Genomic DNA, 16,940 nt, shown 5'->3' on the forward strand with positions numbered 1-16,940 from the left:
GCCGACCGCCCGCCGTCCGGACACCGTCGTCGCTGTCGTCGGCACCGCCGCGTCGGGCGGAACCTTCGTCGACCGCATGATGACTCCTTTCCTCAGAGGACGTCGCCGAGGACGGCGACGATCACCGGCACCAGACCGGCGAGAATGAAGGCGGGCAGGAAACACAGCCCGAGGGGAAGCACGATCAGCACCCCGGCGCGCCGGGCCGCCGCCTCGGCCGCTGCCGAACGACCGGCCCGCAGATCGTCGGCGAGCCTGGTCGCGGCACCGGCGAGGGCTGCGCCGCTGGCCGCAGAGCGGATCGCGGCGGCGGCCAGGCGCTCGCCGCCCGGCACCGCGTCGAGATGCCGCCACGCCTCGGCCGGCTCGGCACCGAGCCGCAGCGCCCGAGCCACCCGGCTCAGCCGGGAACCGAGCGGCCCGGCCAGCGCGTCGGCCACCGCGACCATCGCCTGATCCACCGGCGCTCCGGCGCGCAGCGCCGCCGCCAGCAGATCGGCGGCCAGCGGCAGGTCGGCTGCCGCGCGCAGCCGTCGACGGCGTACCGACGGTGGCTCGATCCGGCGCAGTGACCGGTCGACACCGACAGCAGTCGCGACGGCCAGCGGCACGGAGAGCCAGCTGCCGCCGATCACCAGCACCGCCACACCGGAAAGCGCCGCGACCGGCCGGACGAGCCGCGACAGGTCGGACTCCGCTGGCGGATCGCCGCCGAGCCGGGCGAGCCGGCGGCGGGCGGCGAGTGCCGTGACCGGGCGGACCGCCGGCGGCAGCATCACGCGGGTGCCGGCCATCAGCTGGTCGCCTCCGGTGCCCGGTTCAGCCGCTCGGTCCAGACCAGCCCGGCGACCTGCAGGGCCACGGCGGCGAGCGCGCAGGCCGCGCCGATCGGAGTCCGCAACAGCACCGCCACCGGGTCCACCCCGATGCTGTAGCCGAGAGCCAGACCGCCGGCGGGCAGCCCGGCCAGCAGCCAGGCCGTCATCTGCGCACCGGCGGCCTGCGCGGCGGCCGCCTCCCGCGACCGGTCGAACGCTCGGGCGTCGGCTTCGATGCGTTCGATCAGGTCGGCCAACGGCGCACCGGTGCGCTCCGCAAGCCGTACGGCGGCGGTCGACAAGCCGGCGAGCCGGGTGGCGGCGGTGCCCGCCGTCGGGCCCGGCAACGTCGTCGGCTGCGGCAGCGTCATCGGCCCTGCCGGCAGACCGGCCCGCAGGTCGGCGGCGTGCGCGGCCAGCGCGTCCAACTGCCGTACCCGCCGGTCCCGCCGAGCCTGCGCGGCGGCCCGGTTCGCCGCCGTACGCAGGCCGAGCCCCAGGTACGCGGCGTTGATCGCCGCCGCCACCGGCCCGCCCAGCCAACCGGCGGCGAGCCCGCCGGTGCCGGCGACGGCCACCAGCGCACGGCGCGGATGCCGGCGCGCGGCGTTGCCGAGCCACCGTGCCCGGGACCACAGCGCCCGGGACGACAGCCGGACGCTGAACGGAACGGTGGCTGGTGGTGGCGAGTCCGGATCGCCATACACGCGCACCGGGGTCGGTCCGGTCACCGCCAGCAGCCGACGGCGGCGACCCCACGGGCGGCGCAGCCGACGCGGCCAACGCCGGTGCGACGTACCGGGTCGCCGGCTCACCGTCGCCCCCGGCTGTCGAGCACCGCCGGCACCGGTACGCCGCGTTCGATGAGCAACCTGGCCAGGGCCGGGCCGGCCGGCTGCGGGCCGGCCCCGCGCCGCCAAGCGGGGGTGACCGTGATCAGCCGCTCCGGCCCGTGCGGGGTGAGCAGACAGATCGCGTCGACGAATCGCCGCCCGGCGAACCGGCGCAGCTGGACGACCACCTGGATGGCGGCGGCGATCTGCGCGTGCAACGCGGCGCGGGGCAGCCCACCGAGCAGCCCCAACGCCTCCAGCCGGGCCGGCACGTCGCTGGCCGCGTTCGCGTGCAGGGTGCCCGCGCCGCCGTCGTGGCCGGTGTTGAGCGCGGCCAGCAGGTCGACGACCTCAGCGCCCCGGCATTCGCCGACGACCAGCCGGTCCGGCCGCATCCGCAACGCCTGCCGGACCAACGCACCGAGCCCGACCGACCCGACCCCCTCGACGTTGGCTGTCCGTGCCTGCAACGTCACCACATGCGGATGCTCCGGCCGCAACTCGGCCGCGTCCTCCACCATCACGATCCGCTCGTCGGCCGGCACCAGCCCGAGCAACGTGTTCAACAAGGTCGTCTTGCCCGACCCCGTGCCGCCCGTGATCAGGTACGCCAGCCGCCCCGCCACCACCGCCCGCAGCAGCTCCGCCACTGGGCCGTCGACCATGCCGTTGCCCACCAGCTCGGCCAACTGGAACGGACGCTGCCGGAACGTCCGCAACGACAGGTACGGCCCCGTCGCCGCCACCGGCGGCAACACCGCGTGCAACCGGGTACCGTCCGGCAACCGGGCATCGACGTACGGGCATCCGTCATCGAGCCGACGCCCGCAGGCCGCCGCCAGCCGCTGCGCCAACCGACGCACCTCGTCCACGGAACCGACGCCCACGGCCGCCCGCTCCAACCCGGCACCCCGGTCCACCCACACCTGGGTGCCGTTCACCAAAACGTCGGTCACCCGAGCGTCGGCCAGCAACGGCGACAGCGGCCCCGCCCCGGCCAACTCACCGTGTACCCGGTCGGCCAGCCGCAACAACCCGGCGTCACCTCGCAACGCCGCCCCCGGCTCGGCCCGCACCGCACCGACCACCGAGGCCGGCGTCACCGACGTGCCGTCCGCGATGAACCGCTCCCGCACCCGGGCCGCCACCACCGCCTCGTCGACACCCGCACCACCGGGCCACCCGGCCGGCGCGACGGAACCGCCCGTACGGGCCGACCCGGCCGTCATGACGCCACCACCGCACGATCGACCAGGCCCGCGACGTCACGCCGAGGTCTTGCCTCGGCGGTGACGAGCGGCGGGCAGGTGCGGGGAATCGCGACGGGGTACAGCGGCGGCATCTGAGCCCTCCTACGGCTCGGGGAGCGATGCCGAAACTGTGGACGCTGACGCGGCGTTCGCGCCTGGACGATCAGGCAGGCTGTGGACAACCGACCTGCCTGTGGATAACTTCTCCCGGCCGGAGGTGATCTGCTACGGCGGCCGCGTAGGCAATGAACCGGCAGGGTCAGATCGAGCGGCGTGGCCAGCGCTTGCGGGGGCGCGGCTCCTCCTCACGGTGCTGGCGCTTGTGCTCGTGCACCCGGTCCTCCCACGCCTGCTGGTCGTCGTCGGCGGGATCAAACGGGTACCAGCGGTGCGAACCGTCCTCGAAGTGCATGTCCTCGTCACCGGGCCGGATGACCGACATCAGCGCCACCACCCCATGAATCGCCAGTACAGGTAGCCGCTGCGGTTGTCGGCCAGGTCGATCATCGCGTCGAGCAGGCACGTCGCCATGTAGACCGACAGCGACACCGTCGCCCCTGCGTACTCCGCGAGCAGTTCCTGACGGCGGGTGTGACAGGGCCACGGATCCGCGCATCCCGCGCAGGTCCACGCCGGCTGGATCGGGGTGTGGAAGCTCACGCGCCCTCCTCTGGCCAGTGACCCCGGTTGATCGGTATCCGGTGCCGAGCCCGGCAGGGCAGCGCCGCCCCGCACCGGCAGACCTGCTGCCACTTGCGCCAGGACCACACCGGCCGGTGTCGCCTGGCCAGCGTCCTTGCGACTGCGACGACGTACGCCTCGTAGCTGACCACAGGCTGCCTCCTCGCTACAGAACGAGAGCATCGGTGCCGCGTCGAGCGCACCGCGTTGTTCGCCGTACCGGTGATGCGGTCGGCGTCCACATGTGCCCTATCACCATGGCAGGGGTCAGTGAAATCCGCAGTATGCGGATCGCATCAGAGAGTTGATCAATCTGTGCTGGGCATGGGCTTGATCGGCAATCGGGTGGAGTGCAGGATGCGTCTGTGGCATCACGACAAAGCCCGACAGTCAAACGACGACGGCTGGCTATGACGCTCCGACGTCTGCGGGAGCAGGCAGGTCTCTCGTCGACCGAGGCTGCCCGGCAGGTCGATCATGACGGGAGTTGGCTGTCCCGCATCGAAACCGCCGAGGTCCGGCCGCATCCGAACGACGTGCGGGCGCTTCTTGGGCTCTACGGCGTCGCCGGTGAGCAGGCTGAGGCTGTTATCGCTGTCGCCCGACAAGCCCGGCAGCGCGGCTGGTGGCAGCGCTACAGCGAGGTGCTACCTGAGTGGTTCGTGACCTACGTCGGCATGGAGTCCGAAGCGTCGGTCATCCGGTCCTACCAGTGCCAGATGGTTCCAGGCATTCTGCAGACCGAGGAGTACGCACGGGCGGCGTTCCGGGGCGCGCCGATCCCGATGCGCGACAGTGAGCTCGAACAACAGGTCGCGCTGCGGATGGACCGGCAGTCCATCCTGGGCACAGACGACCAGCCGATTCTGCGGATGATCCTCGACGAGGCAGCGGTACGGCGGATGGTCGGCGGGCCGCGTGTGCTTCGGGCGCAGCTCGACCGCTTGATCACGGAGTGTGACCGGACCCGAGTGCAGATTCAGATCCTGCCGTTCGGGGCCGGCGCTGGTTTCGACGGCAGCTTCGTCATCCTTGACTTCCCGCCGATACCCGAGCCCTTTCCTGAATCGGCCGAGGATCGGCTGGTCTACGTCGGCACCCTCACCGGCGCGCTCTACCTGGAGCAACCGGCCGAGGTTGCCGCTTACTTGGCCGCGTTTGAGCAGCTCGCCGCCGAGGCTCTGCCGCCAACGGCCTCCCGCGATACCTTGGTTAGGATCGCCAGCGATCTGGCGACCTAGCAGAAGGAGCATGACGTGGACTCGGTGTGGCGCAAGAGCACCCGGTCTGGTTCCTCCGGTGACTGTGTAGAAGCTCGGCGCAGCGACCATGCCGCCCAGGTCCGCGACAGCAAGGACCAGGCCGGACCGGTGCTGTCGTTCACCGCCGATACCTGGACCGGCTTCGTCCAGGGGATCAAGCTCGGCCAGTTCGACCACCGCTGACCCCGATTGGCGTCTGCCCTGATCCCACAACCAGGACCAGGGCAGACGCTGGCGTCAGGACGGCTGTTTAGGCTGCGATGAACTCGACAGCACCGCCGCTGACCTTGATATTGAAATCCATGCCTGTGCCCTTCGACAGCTTGACCAGGGTCGCGATCGACGGAGGCTGATCGCCCGACTCAAGGCGCGCGATCACCGACTGAGTCATCCCGACCTCGCGGGCAAGACCCGCCTGGGTGAGGCCATGTTCCTGGCGGTAGCGCAAGATTCGCAGCGCGACGTCGTTGGCGAACGCGGTGCGGTCCCACTCCGAGCAAAACTCTGGGTCGTGGCGCTGCTCGTCGTGGACTTGGGCCGAGGTCTTCAGATCGGACAGGTTCATCACTCGTCGCCCTTCACTTCGTCGATGCGCTTCTCTGCTGTGGCGATTGCCTTCCGGAAGGCTCGTGGGTTGACGCTGGCCTCGGGGGCGATGGCTCCGAGGACGTAGGCGTTGCCGACCTGGCGATAAAGGGCTCGCCAGCGACTACGGCCGGCTCGTGGGCGTAGCTCCCGGAGGCTGGTAGCTGTCTTGATGTCGCTCGAGTGCGGGTACCCCAGGTTTGGCCCGGATTGCTACCAATTTGTCTACTGCATGGCCGATCGCTACCCGCTCGACAGCGGGCAACTCGCGCAACTCAGCTTCCGCCCCGGGGTGGTAGTAGACCGGCCACGATACTTGAGAAGTATAGCAGAATTGCGATAATGACGGGTGCCTGGAGGCCGAACGTCGGTCACCCGCGCCCGAACCAACCAAACCCGCCGTCACGACGCTGCCGCCGCGCGATCGACCAGGCCGGCGACGACCCGCTGACACAACTCGGCCAACGGACCCCGGCCCGAGGAACCCGGAGCGTCACCGCGCTCCAGCCCTCGGCTGACTCGTGGCTCAGGTTGCAGCACCCCGGTCACCGGCAGCCCCAGGGTCCGCCCGATCTCCCGGGCCCGCAGCCGGCCCGGGGCCGGCCCGCGCACGACCAGCGACAGGTCGGTGCAGTGCGGTTGGATGTCGGTGATCACCCGGGCGGTCGCCGCCGTGGCCCGCAACTCGGCCGGGACCAGCACCAGCACCCGGTCGGTGGCGTGCATCGCGGCGATCGCTGCTTCGTCGGGCCGGCGGGGCAGGTCGACGACGACCACGTCCCGCTCCCGCCGGGCCGCGTCGAGGGCGGCGGTCATCGTGGCGGCGGGCAGCGGTAGCGGTTCGCCCCGGTCCCAGGAGAGCAGCCCGAGGTCGCCCCGGCAGGGCAGCGCGCCGGCCAGCGCCGACGGGTCGATCCGGCCGTCGCTGTCGGCGAGCGCCGGCCAGCGTAGGCCGTCGATCTGCTCCCAGCCGAGGACCAGATCGAGGCCGCCGCCGAGCGGGTCGGCGTCGACCAGCAGGCTGCGCAGCCCGAGCCGGGCGGCGGTGACCGACAGGGCACCGGCCAGCACGCTGGCGCCGGCCCCGCCCCGGCCGCCGATCACCCCGATGACAGCTGCGGCCGGCTTGTCGGTGCCGCCGTTGTCGGTGAGGCGGTCGACCAGCCACGGCTCCGCCGCCGGCAGGATCGCGACATGCTCGGCACCGAGCAGCTCGGCGACCAGCCGGGGTCGGCGGGGCATCCTGGCCCGCAGGTAGGCGTCCGCCTGGTCGGCACCGACCAGGACGAACGGGGCGGCGGCCTGCCGGGACCGGGCGGCGACCGGGTCGGCAGCCAGATCGACGTCGGTGCCGGCGAGCGCCGCGAGGCGCAGCAGGTCGTCGAGCAGTCGTTCGTCGGCGGTGACGACCAGTGGCAGCCGGCGGGGTGCGGCGATACTGGTGCGCGGCGGCATCCGGACCTCCTGCGGTCGGTGAGGGGATGCCGCAACTGTGGGTGCCGCCCCGGTGCCCGCGCTCCCTCGACGGGGCTGCCTGTGGACAACGGGACCGCCTGTGGACAACGTCAGCGCCGGTCAACTGATCTGGTAAGTGAGGAGGACCGGGTGGCGGGACAGCGCTGGAAGCTGGAACGCGCCCTGGAATAGCGACGACCCCCGCCGGGGGGAGACGGGGGTCGCCTGGGGTTCGGCTCCGGGGGGGTCGAGCCGAACCCGCTCAGCGGTCACGGGGGGTGCAACCGCCGAGTGTCTTCCGGATGAAGCCTGGGACGGAAAGATAACTGTGTCATGACAAGCATGCCTGAGCAGACCGCCACCCGTCGAGTGGCGTTTTCACCGGGAGTCGCACCGCTGCCGGCACGGGACGCAGGTTGGGCCACTCAGCTTCCTGATCGTCGGATCAGATCCCGGGGGATCCCCGTCGCCGACCGGCGACAACGCACCGGCCGTCGCCGACGTCCCGCTCCGGCTAGACTGCACCGTCGTGGGCCGCAGCGCCGCTTTTTTTGATCTCGACAAGACTGTCATCGCCAAGTCCAGCGCCTTGGCGTTCGGCCGGCCGTTCTACCGCGACGGGCTGATCACCAGGCGAGACGTGGTCAAGTCGGCGTACGCCCAGCTGATGTTCCGGCTCGGCGGCTCCGACGAGCAGACCATGGCCCGCACCCGCGACTACCTGGCCGCGCTGTGCAAGGGCTGGCAGGTGGAGCAGGTCCGCCAGATCGTCGCGGAGACGTTGCACGAGCTGATCAACCCGTACGTCTACGCAGAGGCGGCGGCGCTGATCGAGGAGCACCAGAACGCCGGTCGGGACGTGGTGCTGGTCTCCGCGTCGGGCGAGGAGATGGTACGCCCGATCGGCGAACTACTCGGCGTCACCGACGTGATCGCCACCCGGATGGCCGTGGAGAACGGCCGGTACAGCGGAGAAATCGAGTTCTACGCGGCTGGGGCTGCCAAGGTTACCGGCGTCACCGAGCTCGCTGAGCAGCGCGGGTACGACCTTGCCGAGTGCTACGCCTACTCCGACTCGGTCACCGACGTACCCATGCTCGAATGCGTCGGGCACCCGACGGTGGTCAACCCGGACCGCCAGCTCCGCAAGCTCGCCACCGAGCAGGGCTGGCCGGTCCTCGCCTTCCGCCACCCGATCCCGCTCGGCCGCAGGTTGCGGGAGCGGCCGGCGGTCCCGGTGGCGGCCGCCGCGTTGAGCGTCGGGGTCGGGGTCGCGATCGGCATCGCCTGGTACGGCCGGCACCGCCGGACAAAGACAGCCTCGGCCTGACCCCGCAGCTGCCAAGCAAGATCAGGTGAGCGTGATGGACCTCTCAAGCGACCGGTGAGGTCCATGACGCTCACCTGATCTTGGTCTAGGATGCACGACCGACCCGACAGGCTCGCACCAGCGCCCCGGCCAGTAGCGGCTCAGGCGTTGGCGAGCACCTCGTCGGCGACCCGGGTCAGCTCCTGGGCACCCAGCTCGACCGCGGTCAGATAGTGCCGCAGCCAGGAGCGGACGCCGTCTGGCGTACCAGTCGCGAAGGCGCCGGCTGAACCCACGTACTCGGGTTGCCGCTCGTGGTGGCCGACCTCGACGGCGAGCAGGCCACGCGGGTCCGTGCCGGCCGCGACCAGGGTGAGCCGCGCGGCGGCCCGGGCCACCACCCCGCCCGGCCCGGCGAACGGCCGCAACGCGAGCAGCTCGGCGTGCACCACGGCGGCCAGCAGTAGCGCCGGCACCGAGGTGCCGCCGCCGACCAGCGCGCAAACCCCGTCCAGCCGTAGCGCCACGTCCGGCCCCTGCACCACATCCGGCCCCGGCGCCACGCCTGACTGCGGCGTCACGTCAGGCCGGGCGACCGGACGACCCAGCTGGTCGGCCGGCACCAGCCCGCGCGCGGCGAGCACGTGCAACCGGGCCAGCACCTGACGGGGGGTACGGGGCCAGCGGTCGGCCAGCGTGGGAACCGCCTCGGCCACCCGCAGCGCCCCCTGCACCACCGGATCGGTCACCGTCCCGGCGCGTACATCGGCGACCGGATGGTCGTACCCGTCCAACGCGGCACTGGCGACTGCCGAGCGGAGGCTGATCTCTGCCGCCACCGCCCCGCCGTGCCGGCGCAGCGCCCGGTGCCGCAACGCGGCGTCGACCTGCTCGCGGGCGCGGTCCAGCGCGGGTGCCACGTCGGCGAGGTCGAGCAGCGGGGCCAGGGGGTCGGTCTCGGTCATCAGCGACACGGTACAAGCTTGGCCAGCTGAACCGCCCGCCGCGCCGGTGTGGCCGCTCGGCGCGCGATGGGCACCCAGGTATCCGCCAAGTCTCGTGCCGGCGGGACGGCGACACTAACCTCGGAGCAAGTCAAGCGACGTGTGAGGAGCCCCACGCATGAGCGAAACGCTGGAGAATCTACTTCAGGAGAATCGCCGGTTCGAGCCGCCCGCCGAGCTGGCCGGGGCGGCCAACGTCACTGCGGCCGCGTACGACGAGGCAGCCGCCGACCGGCTCGGCTTCTGGGCGGACCAGGCCCGCCGGCTGCACTGGGCCAAGGAGTGGGACCAGGTGTTGGACTGGTCGAACCCGCCGTTCGCCAAGTGGTTCGTCGGCGGTCAGCTCAACGTCGCGTACAACTGTCTGGACCGGCACGTCGCCGCCGGGGCCGGCGACCGGGTCGCCATCCACTGGGAGGGTGAGCCGGGCGACACCCGCACCATCACCTACGCCGACCTGCACCGGATGACCTGCCAGGCGGCGAACGCGCTGACCGACCTCGGTGTGACGGCGGGTGACCGGGTGGCGATCTACCTGCCGATGATCCCGGAGGCCGCGGTCGCGATGCTGGCCTGCGCCCGGATCGGCGCGACGCACAACGTCGTGTTCGGCGGCTTCTCGGTCGACGCGCTCTCCGGCCGGGTACAGGACGCCAGCGCCAAGGTGATCATCACCGCCGACGGCGGCTACCGGCGCGGCAAGCCCTCGGCCCTGAAGCCGACCGTCGACGAGGCGGTGGCCCAGTGCCCGTCGGTGGAGCGTGTCCTGGTGGTCCGGCGGACCGGCGAGGAGGTCACCTGGACCGACAAGGATCACTGGTGGCATGAGACGGTGGAGAAAGCGAGCACCGAACACGAGGCGCAGCCGTTCGACGCCGAGCAGCCGCTGTTCATCCTCTACACCAGCGGCACCACGGCCAAGCCCAAGGGCATCCTGCACACCACCGGCGGCTACCTCACCCAGGCGTCGTACACCCATCACGCGGTCTTCGACCTCAAGCCGGAGGCCGACGTCTACTGGTGCACCGCCGACATCGGCTGGGTCACCGGGCACTCGTACATCGTGTACGGTCCGCTGTCCAACGGCGCAACCCAGCTGATGTACGAGGGCACCCCGGACACCCCGAACAAGGGCCGGTTCTGGGAGCTCGTACAGAAGTACAAGGTGAGCATCCTCTACACCGCGCCGACGCTGATCCGCACCATGATGAAGTGGGGTGAGGACATCCCGGCCGGGTACGACCTCAGTTCGCTGCGGCTGCTCGGCAGCGTCGGTGAGCCGATCAACCCGGAGGCCTGGATGTGGTACCGGGAACACATCGGCGGGGGCCGGTGTCCGATCGTGGACACCTGGTGGCAGACCGAGACGGGCTCGATCATGATCTCGCCGTTGCCCGGGGTGACCGCCACCAAGCCGGGCAGCGCGATGACCCCGCTGCCCGGGATCAGCGCCGACGTGGTCGACGACCAGGCCGAGTCGGTGCCCGACGGCGGCGGCGGTTACCTGGTGCTACGCGAGCCGTGGCCGTCGATGCTGCGCACCATCTGGGGCGACGACCAGCGGTTCATCGACACCTACTGGTCCCGGTTCGACAAGATGTACTTCGCCGGTGACGGGGCCAAGAAGGACGCCGACGGGCACGTCTGGCTGCTCGGTCGGGTGGACGACGTGATGCTGGTTTCCGGGCACAACATCTCCACCACCGAGGTGGAGTCGGCGCTGGTGTCGCACCCGTCGGTGGCGGAGGCCGCCGTGGTCGGCGCCACCGACCCGACCACCGGTCAGGCCATCGTCGCGTTCACCATCCCGCGCGGCAGCGCGGACATCGCGGGCGAGGCCGGCGAGGCGCTGATCCAGGAGCTGCGCAACCATGTGGCGCGTACGCTCGGGCCGATCGCCAAGCCCCGCCAGATCATGCTGGTGCCGGAGCTGCCGAAGACCCGCTCCGGCAAGATCATGCGCCGGTTGCTGCGGGACGTGGCCGAGAACCGGTCGCTCGGCGACGTGACCACGCTGCAGGACTCCACCGTGATGGAGCTGATCTCCTCCGGCATGCAGGGTGGCAAGTCCGACGACGGCTGACGTCCGCCGCCAATGGTGGTGGTGGTGCGGCCCGGCGGACCACCGGTGGTGGTGCGGCCCGGCGTACCGCCGACGTGAACAGCTCGTGGCCGGTCCGGTCGCTTCGGCGGCCGGGCCGGCCACTTTTCACGGCGTGATCGTTGTGACATATCAGGGCGATCCAGCCGGGAGCGTGAAACAAATCGACGCATTGACCTTCACAGAGGTTCCCTCGGGTGACTAGGTTCACGGTGGCCCCAACGACGGGGGCCACATCGTCCGGAGATCGTGCCGCCCTCACCCAAGTGGCGGCGTCGATTCCCCCGAACCGGAGGTAACCAGGTGCGCAAAGTCATGGTGGGGATGCTCACCGTGTCGCTCGCCTCGGGCATGGGCTTTGCTCTACCCGCGACGGCGATGGCCGCACCATCGGTGGACACACCGGTGGCGGCTCCTTCCCGGGCCGAAACCCCGAGCCTCGACGACCTACCCAACCCGCTCGGCGAGAAGCGTCGTGAGCTGCGCGAACGAGCAGTGAGCGAAGTGGTCAGTGGCCGGCTCACCCCGGAACGGCGCGGTGCGAGCACCGTCGCGAAGGTCGGTGAGACGTCGGGCACCGGCGTCGCCGGCCGGGCCGCCCGTGGCGGCGCCGGGTCCGGCAAGGACCAGTACGTCGAGTTGGAGCGGGAGACCACCGACCGGATCTTCGTGATCCTGGCGGAGTTCGGCAACGAACGGCACCCGGCCTACCCCGACGTGGACAGCAACCCGGACTGGGACGGCCCGGCCCGGTTCGACGGACCGCTGCACAACGAAATCCCCGAGCCGGACCGGACGGTCGACAACACCACCATCTGGCAGGCCGACTACTCCCCCGAGCACTACCGGGACCTCTACTTCGGCGCCGGTGAAGGCGTCGAGTCGGTCAGGACCTACTACGAGACCCAGTCCTCCGGGCGGTACAGCGTCGAGGGCACCGTCACCGACTGGGTCAAGGTCCGCTACAACGAGGCCCGGTACGGCCGGGACCTCTGCGGTGGCAACGTCTGCAGCAACGTCTGGCAGCTGCTGCGCGATGCCGCCAACCAGTGGGTTGCCGACCAGCAGGCGCTCGGCCGCACCGACGAGGAGATCGCCGCCGAGCTGCGTGAGTTCGACAAGTGGGACCGGTACGACTTCGACGGTGACGGCGACTTCAACGAGGCCGACGGCTACATCGACCACTTCCAGATCGTGCACGCCGGTGGCGACCAGGCCGACCGTGACCCGTGGCAGGGTGAGGACGCGATCTGGAGCCACCGCTGGTACGCCTTCGCCACCGACATCGGGCTGACCGGCCCGGCGCAGAACCCCGCCGGTGGCACCCAGATCGGCGACAGCGGGCTGTGGATCGGCGACTACACCATCCAGCCGGAGAACGGCGGACTGAGCGTCTTCGTCCACGAGTACGGCCACGATCTGGGCCTGCCGGACGATTACGACACCTCCGGCGGCGGTGACAACAACAACGAGCACTGGACGCTGATGGCGCAGAGCCGCCTCGGTGCCGCCACTGACGGCGGGATCGGTGAGCGCCCCGGTGACCTCGGTGCCTGGAACAAGCTGCAGCTCGGCTGGTTGGACTACGAGGTGGTGGTGGCCGGGCAGAAACGCACCCTGCACCTGGGTCCACAGGAGTACAACACCAAGCGGGCCCAGGCGGTCATCGTCGTGCTGCCGAAGAAGGAGGTCACCACCGAGCTCGGCGAGCCGTACGCCGGTGAGATGCAGTACTTCTCCGGCAACGAGGACGACATGAGCAACACGATGACCCGTGAGTTCGACCTCGCCGGTGCCTCGACCGCCGCACTGTCGATGAAGGCGCGTTACGACATCGAGGACGACTACGACTACCTGTACTTCCAGGCGTCGGCCGACGGTGGGGCGAGCTGGACCTCCCTCGAAGGCACCGTCAACGGTGTCCCGTACGGCACCGACGGCAGCGGCACCCCGGCGATCGACAGCTCGACCGGTGGCCAGTGGGTCGACATCAACGTGCCGCTGGACGCGTACGCCGGGGACGCCGTACTGGTCCGGCTGCTCTACCGCACCGACGGCGCGGTGGCGTACGGCGGCTTCTTCGGCGACGAGATGACCGTGACCGCCGACGGCGCACCGATCTTCACCGACGGTGCCGAGGGTGCCGGTGGCTGGGACCTCGACGGTTGGACCACCGTCGGGGCCAGCGTGACCGCCGACTACGACAACTACTACATCGCCGGGCACCGCTCGTACGTCTCGTACGACCGCTACCTGGAGACCGGCCCGTACTACTTCGGGTACGCCGACACCAAGCCCGACATGGTGGACCACTACCCGTACCAGGAGGGTCTGCTCATCTCCTACTGGGACACCTCCCAGGTCGACAACAACACCAACGTGCACCCGGGTGAGGGGCGCAACCTGTACATTGACTCGCGGCCGCGGCCGATGTACAACCTGACCGGCGCGCCGTGGCGGGCCCGGGTCCAGGTGTACGACGCGCCGTTCAGCCTCGAGAAGGCCGACGGGTTCACCCTGCACATCAACGGCGAACCGCACTGGGTACGCGGCCAGGCGGCGCAGCCGCTGTTCAACGACACCCGGAAGTACTTCTACGAGGAACTGCCCAACCACGGGGTGAAGCTGCCCGCGGTCGGCGTGAAGATCCGGGTGGTGTCGGTGGACGGCACCACGATGAAGATCCGGGTCTCCTGACCCGGCGGTGACGCGGTCCCGGCCGGCCGGTGGAACTCCGGCCGGCCGGTGGAACTCCGGCCGGCCGGGCAGCGTCCAACCGGCATGGCAGTACCGAAGCTGATCCGACAGTCAGCCCTCCGGGCCGTCGCCGCCATGCTGACCGGCGTGGCGCTGATCGCCGTCGCCGGTTGCGGTGGCGATCCCACGTCAGGAGCACCGATGCCGGCGACCCCGGACGCCTCGCAGAGCGGAACCGACGGGCCGGATGCCCCGCAGACCGGATCCAACGAACCGGCGACACCGATCCCGTCCGAGACTCCGGGCCTGTCCCGGACCGAACCGCCGACACTGCCCCGACCCGGGACACCCCCGAAAACCCCGTCCGACCTGATCACCGGCGACTGGCTGGTCGGCACGGTGACCCGGGGTGGCACCGGACCCTGCTACGGGCTGGTCACCGACGACGGGACCGAACACGCGCTGTACGGCGACGACGGCACCACACTCACCCAGCACACCCGGATCCGGGTGAAGATGGCTCCGCTGCGGATCCGGATCTACTGCGGGCCGGGCCAGCACTGGCAGCTGATCCGGGCGGAGGTCATCCGGTGACGCCGTCGGCCAGCTCCAGCCAGTGGTAGTCGTGCTGGCACGGCGGGCCGGCGGCCAGCCCCAGCCGGCGGGCGTCCAGATCGATCAGCACCGAGTAGACCGTCTCCGCCTGGTCCGCCGGTGCGTCCCGCTCGTCGAGATGCCGACAGATCGCCAGCGGCAAGCCCAGATGATCATGGAACACGTCGGCCAGGTCGGCGAGGGTCAACGGCGCACCGGCCGCCCGTTCGGCCAGTAGCCGGCGGGCCCGCGCCGCCCGGAACATCGACGAGCCGCCGAGGTTCTTCGCCGTGTCCCGCACCGGCAGGGCCGTCTCCAGGTGGTTCGCGTGGGTGAGCACCCCGTCCACCGGGTGGGTCCACCCGACGTCGCCGGGGACCACCTCCAAGTCGAGCAGTTCCCCACCGGCCGGGCCGGCCTGGCCGAGCAGCAGGTTGATCGACGCGTTTCGGGGGGTACGGAAGGCCACCCGGGTCGCCTGGCCGAGGCTGCCGGCTTCCAGCACCGCGCGCAGCAGCACGTGGTACGGCACCCCGGGCGATCGGCCCGGCGCCAGCCCGTCCCGGTCGCTGCCGAGCATGTTGATGCAGACTCCCAGCCCTGCCGAGTTCAGCCCGGCCTTGGCGAGCATGCCCGCCTCGGTGAGGGTGAGCACGGTCAGCCCTCGCTCGTCCGTGGTCCGCAGCAGCACCATCGTGTCCCGCTGGTCGGGATGCCAGTCCCAGTTCTGCCCGAGCAGCAGATGGCCGTCGGCGGTCCGCGAGCCGAGTACCCCGGCTGCCGTACAGCCGCCGGCCGAACCGTCCGGACCGACGTCACGGCCGGAGCCGGAGCCCAGGTCGGGATCGGTGGGTTCGGTATCGGTGGGGTCGCTTGGCGGCGGGTCGGCCGCCGTCCGCCCGGTGCCGTACAGCAGTTCGGTACGGGCGTTCAGCGCGTAGACCTCGTCGACGTGCACCCCTGCTCCGCCGGCCACCGCGTCGAGCGCCTCGACGATCCTCGGGTGGGCCGCCCGGCTCGCGTTGCGGAAGGTGCCGCCGGCGATCCGTACCGCCGACCTGCTCAACCCGGCCTCGTCGCGGAACCGCCGCAGGTAGTGCTCGATGTTGCGGGCGATCACCGACGCCGCCGCCGCACCGTAGCCGGCGCCGTACTCGGCCGGCGGCCCGGCGACGTTGATCAACGGGACGGGTGGCGGTGGGGCGTTGCCCGGATCGGGTCCGGCAGCATCGTCGGCCATCCGGCAACGGTATCGCCGCCCGGTCGGGTCCCGCCGCCAGCAGCGGAAGTCAGCCACCCCCGGTGGACACCCGGAGCCGACGCCGGTGATCACCCTGAATCAACCTCTATTGTTTGCCCAGGCCGGATACGGTGGTGCGGGGCCGGCCTACGCTGTCGCCATGGGAGAACGTGGCAGGACAGCGGGCCCGGTCGACGAGTCCTGTGTGCTCATCAAGGGCCCCTGGGAGCACCGGTACGTCGGCGCCAACGGCAGCCGGTTCCACGTGGTCGAGGCCGGCACCGGCCCGCTGGTCCTGTTCCTGCACGGCTTTCCCGAGTTCTGGTGGGCCTGGCACGAGATGCTGCCGGCGGTGGCCGACGCCGGTTACCGTGCCGTGGCGGTCGACATGCGGGGATTCGGGGCGAGTGACAAGCCGCCGCGCGGGTATGACGGATACACCCTGGCCGCCGACGTCACCGGCATGATCAGGGCGCTCGGTGAGCGCTCGGCGGTCATCGTCGGCGCCGGCTTCGGCGGCATGATCGGGTGGACCGCCGCCGCGTTCCACCCGAGGATGGTGCGCCGGCTGGTCGTGATCGGGGCCGCTCACCCGCTGCGGCTCCGCTCGGCGATCTTCACCGACCCGCGTGGGCAGGCCGCCGCCTCCACCCCGTCGCTACGCTTCCAGCTGCCCCGCTACGAGCACGTGCTGACCCGCGACGACGCGGCGATGGTCGGAGGGTTCCTCCGCCAGTGGGGTGGGCCGGTGTGGACCGGAGGAGCCCGGTTCGCCGAGTACGAACAGCTGTGCCGGACCGCGATGCGGATCCCGCAGGCGTCGTTCTGCGCGTTGGAGGGGTACCGCTGGGCGTTCCGGTCGCTGCTGCGGCTGCACGGCTACCGCTTCGTCAAGCTGTTGCAGGAGCCGCTGGTGACACCGACGTTGCAACTGCACGGGGCGTTGGACCCGGCGGTGCTGCCCCGGACGGCGCAGGGCTCCGGGCGGTACGTGATCGCCCCGTACGAGTGGCGGCTGCTGGACGAGGTTGGGCACTTTCCGCACGTCGAGTCGCCGGAGGTGGTGCTCGGCGAGGTGCTGCGCTGGGCCAAGAGCTGACCCGCGACCCGG

16 protein-coding genes and 1 pseudogene are annotated in these 16,940 nt (G+C 71.1%); 7 read left to right on the plus strand and 10 right to left on the minus strand.

The annotated features are described in order from the left end of the window. Window positions 1-92: 92 nt before the first annotated feature. The 6 genes and pseudogenes from ACXAHD_RS01870 to ACXAHD_RS01895 all read right to left on the minus strand — a co-directional run bounded on the left by ACXAHD_RS01870 (window position 93) and on the right by ACXAHD_RS01895 (window position 3,734). The gene (locus ACXAHD_RS01870) at window positions 93-776 is read right to left on the minus strand and encodes a type II secretion system F family protein (RefSeq protein WP_475048291.1); all 684 of its coding nucleotides are present in this window, start codon (window positions 774-776) and stop codon (window positions 93-95) included. Window positions 777-793: 17 nt separating this feature from the next. Continuing rightward, window positions 794-1,114, minus strand: a pseudogene (locus tag ACXAHD_RS01875) (type II secretion system F family protein); the annotation flags it as partial. A gap of 515 nt (window positions 1,115-1,629) precedes the next feature. Beyond that, window positions 1,630-2,880: a TadA family conjugal transfer-associated ATPase gene (locus ACXAHD_RS01880; protein WP_289211495.1), complete on the minus strand. Its 1,251-nt coding sequence runs from the start codon at window positions 2,878-2,880 to the stop codon at window positions 1,630-1,632. A 280-nt stretch (window positions 2,881-3,160) separates the two neighbouring features. Further along, entirely contained in the window at window positions 3,161-3,343 is a 183-nt protein-coding gene (locus ACXAHD_RS01885) for a hypothetical protein (RefSeq protein ID WP_281552073.1), read from the minus strand. Next, entirely contained in the window at window positions 3,343-3,561 is a 219-nt protein-coding gene (locus tag ACXAHD_RS01890) for a hypothetical protein (RefSeq protein WP_281552074.1), read from the minus strand. Before ACXAHD_RS01890 ends, ACXAHD_RS01885 begins: the two co-directional genes overlap by 1 nt. Next, window positions 3,558-3,734: a hypothetical protein gene (locus tag ACXAHD_RS01895; protein WP_475048184.1), complete on the minus strand. Its 177-nt coding sequence runs from the start codon at window positions 3,732-3,734 to the stop codon at window positions 3,558-3,560. The genes ACXAHD_RS01890 and ACXAHD_RS01895 overlap by 4 nt, the downstream gene beginning before the upstream one ends. Before the next feature lie 198 nt (window positions 3,735-3,932). Here ACXAHD_RS01895 and ACXAHD_RS01900 point away from each other — a divergent pair, with 198 nt between their 5' ends. Next, complete coding sequence (locus ACXAHD_RS01900) at window positions 3,933-4,823, plus strand: helix-turn-helix domain-containing protein (protein WP_475048187.1); 891 nt, start codon at window positions 3,933-3,935, stop codon at window positions 4,821-4,823. Between the two features lie 24 nt (window positions 4,824-4,847). Beyond that, window positions 4,848-5,027: a DUF397 domain-containing protein gene (locus ACXAHD_RS01905; RefSeq protein ID WP_475048294.1), complete on the plus strand. Its 180-nt coding sequence runs from the start codon at window positions 4,848-4,850 to the stop codon at window positions 5,025-5,027. 67 nt (window positions 5,028-5,094) lie between these two features. Here the strand turns inward: ACXAHD_RS01905 and ACXAHD_RS01910 are convergent, their stop codons facing one another. Both ACXAHD_RS01910 and ssd read right to left on the minus strand, forming a co-directional pair. Next, window positions 5,095-5,409, minus strand: a complete 315-nt coding sequence (locus ACXAHD_RS01910) for a helix-turn-helix domain-containing protein (protein WP_281552076.1) — start codon at window positions 5,407-5,409, stop codon at window positions 5,095-5,097. Between the two features lie 422 nt (window positions 5,410-5,831). Then, window positions 5,832-6,884: a septum site-determining protein Ssd gene (ssd, locus tag ACXAHD_RS01915; protein WP_475048192.1), complete on the minus strand. Its 1,053-nt coding sequence runs from the start codon at window positions 6,882-6,884 to the stop codon at window positions 5,832-5,834. Window positions 6,885-7,413: 529 nt separating this feature from the next. On the opposite strand from ssd, the gene ACXAHD_RS01920 reads away from it, so the two are divergent. Next, complete coding sequence (locus tag ACXAHD_RS01920) at window positions 7,414-8,214, plus strand: HAD family hydrolase (RefSeq protein WP_123604345.1); 801 nt, start codon at window positions 7,414-7,416, stop codon at window positions 8,212-8,214. Window positions 8,215-8,354: 140 nt separating this feature from the next. Here ACXAHD_RS01920 and ACXAHD_RS01925 read toward each other — a convergent pair whose 3' ends face one another. Continuing rightward, complete coding sequence (locus ACXAHD_RS01925) at window positions 8,355-9,158, minus strand: Fic family protein (RefSeq protein ID WP_281552078.1); 804 nt, start codon at window positions 9,156-9,158, stop codon at window positions 8,355-8,357. A 157-nt stretch (window positions 9,159-9,315) separates the two neighbouring features. Between ACXAHD_RS01925 and acs the strand changes: the two genes are divergently transcribed. The 3 genes from acs to ACXAHD_RS01940 all read left to right on the plus strand — a co-directional run bounded on the left by acs (window position 9,316) and on the right by ACXAHD_RS01940 (window position 14,589). Continuing rightward, window positions 9,316-11,280 carry an acetate--CoA ligase gene (gene acs, locus ACXAHD_RS01930; protein WP_281552079.1) on the plus strand — a complete coding sequence of 655 codons (1,965 nt, stop codon included), beginning with the start codon at window positions 9,316-9,318 and terminating at the stop codon, window positions 11,278-11,280. Window positions 11,281-11,616: 336 nt separating this feature from the next. Continuing rightward, window positions 11,617-13,995, plus strand: a complete 2,379-nt coding sequence (locus ACXAHD_RS01935) for an immune inhibitor A domain-containing protein (RefSeq protein WP_281555746.1) — start codon at window positions 11,617-11,619, stop codon at window positions 13,993-13,995. Between the two features lie 84 nt (window positions 13,996-14,079). Beyond that, window positions 14,080-14,589, plus strand: a complete 510-nt coding sequence (locus ACXAHD_RS01940; RefSeq protein WP_281552080.1) for a hypothetical protein — start codon at window positions 14,080-14,082, stop codon at window positions 14,587-14,589. Here ACXAHD_RS01940 and ACXAHD_RS01945 read toward each other — a convergent pair. Continuing rightward, window positions 14,579-15,829 (minus strand): C45 family autoproteolytic acyltransferase/hydolase, encoded by a 1,251-nt coding sequence (locus tag ACXAHD_RS01945; protein ID WP_281552081.1) that lies wholly within the window; start codon window positions 15,827-15,829, stop codon window positions 14,579-14,581. The genes ACXAHD_RS01940 and ACXAHD_RS01945 overlap by 11 nt on opposite strands. Before the next feature lie 160 nt (window positions 15,830-15,989). Here ACXAHD_RS01945 and ACXAHD_RS01950 point away from each other — a divergent pair, with 160 nt between their 5' ends. After that, a complete protein-coding gene (locus ACXAHD_RS01950) occupies window positions 15,990-16,928 on the plus strand; it encodes an alpha/beta fold hydrolase (protein WP_281552082.1) in 939 nt (312 codons plus the stop codon). The last annotated feature ends 12 nt before the right edge of the window (window positions 16,929-16,940 follow it).

This window comes from Micromonospora sp. ABR4_055, from assembly GCF_056160425.1.